This window comes from Burkholderia sp. Ac-20384 (assembly GCF_017104605.1).
Taxonomy (GTDB): Bacteria; Pseudomonadota; Gammaproteobacteria; order Burkholderiales; family Burkholderiaceae; genus Burkholderia; species Burkholderia lata.
Genome location: NZ_JAAGPE010000658.1, coordinates 1 through 1,259 on the forward strand (window position 1 = coordinate 1; position 1,259 = coordinate 1,259).

1 protein-coding gene is annotated in these 1,259 nt (G+C 67.8%); it reads left to right on the top strand.

The window, feature by feature from the left end:
- Window positions 1–477 precede the first annotated feature (477 nt).
- On the top strand, window positions 478–1,259 hold a 782-nt coding region (locus G3O00_RS42650; protein WP_206146593.1), incomplete at its 3' end, for an LLM class flavin-dependent oxidoreductase.

Below are 1,259 nucleotides of genomic sequence, written 5' to 3' on the forward strand. Positions count from 1 at the left end.
TCCATCGACGTCGTTGCGGGCCGCATCGGCGGCCAGCTCCGGCGCGAGGCGGTCGAGCAGCGCGGCAACGCGTGCGTCGTCGGCATCGGCATCTTCGGAGGGCAGGAGGCGCAGCGAACGCGGCTGAGGCTGCGGCGAGGAAGCGGCAAGGCTGGCGGACATCGAGACGGATTCCCTGGGTGATACGGAAAGTAATACGGACAGGCGGCAATAGCGGCAATAGCGGCAATCGATCGCCACGCGGCACGGTTGCTCATGAAGTCGGCGATCCGGAACGCACGGCGCCGGATTCGCCGGCGCCCGCGCGCCCGATCGTTCGTGAGCCCACAGCGTATGCGCGGCGCATCCCCGCCCAAACCATGCAAATCTGATATTCAAATCGGGATTGATTATTTCCGTTTCGCATGATCGCGGCGTTAACCTGCGCTCCATTCCTGCCCGGCCACGCGCCGGGACGTCCCTGTACCGGAGACCCAGATGAGCGTCGAATTCATCGGCATGATCCAGAGCCAGAAGCAGTCGGAAATCCACCCGCCGTCCGGCCCGGTCGTCGATCCCGATTACGTGCGCGACTTTGCACGCGCCCACGAGACGGCCGGCTTCGACCGGATCCTCGTGCCGCACCACTCGACCGGCCCGTCGGCGACGCTGACGATCGCGTTTGCGGCGGCCGCGACCGAGCGGATCCACTTCATGCTCGCGCATCGCCCCGGCTTCACCGCGCCGACGCTCGCGGCGCGGCAAATCGCGACGCTCGACCAGTTCAGCCGTGGCCGGCTCGCCGTGCACTTCATCTCCGGCGGCTCGGACAGCGAACAGCAGCGCGACGGCGACTTCCTCGACCACGACGCGCGCTATGCACGCACCGACGAATACCTCGACATCCTGCGGCGGATCTGGACCGAAGCGCAGCCGTTCGATCACGACGGTACGCACTACCGGTTCAAGCAGGGCTTTTCGGAAGTGAAGCCATTCCAGCAGCCGCATGTGCCGATCTATTTCGGTGGCGCGTCGGAAGCCGCGCTCGAAGTGGCCGGCAAGCATGCGGACGTCTACGCGCTGTGGGGCGAATCGCTCGACCAGGTGCGCGACCTGACGACGCGCGTGCGCGCCGAAGCCGCGCGGCACGGCCGGCAGGTGCGCTTCTCCGTGTCGTTCCGGCCGATCCTCGCCGCGACCGAGGACGAAGCCTGGGCCCGCGCGCATCGCATCCTCGACGAAACGCGCCGGCTGCGCGAAGCGGCCGGCCTCGGCGCCGG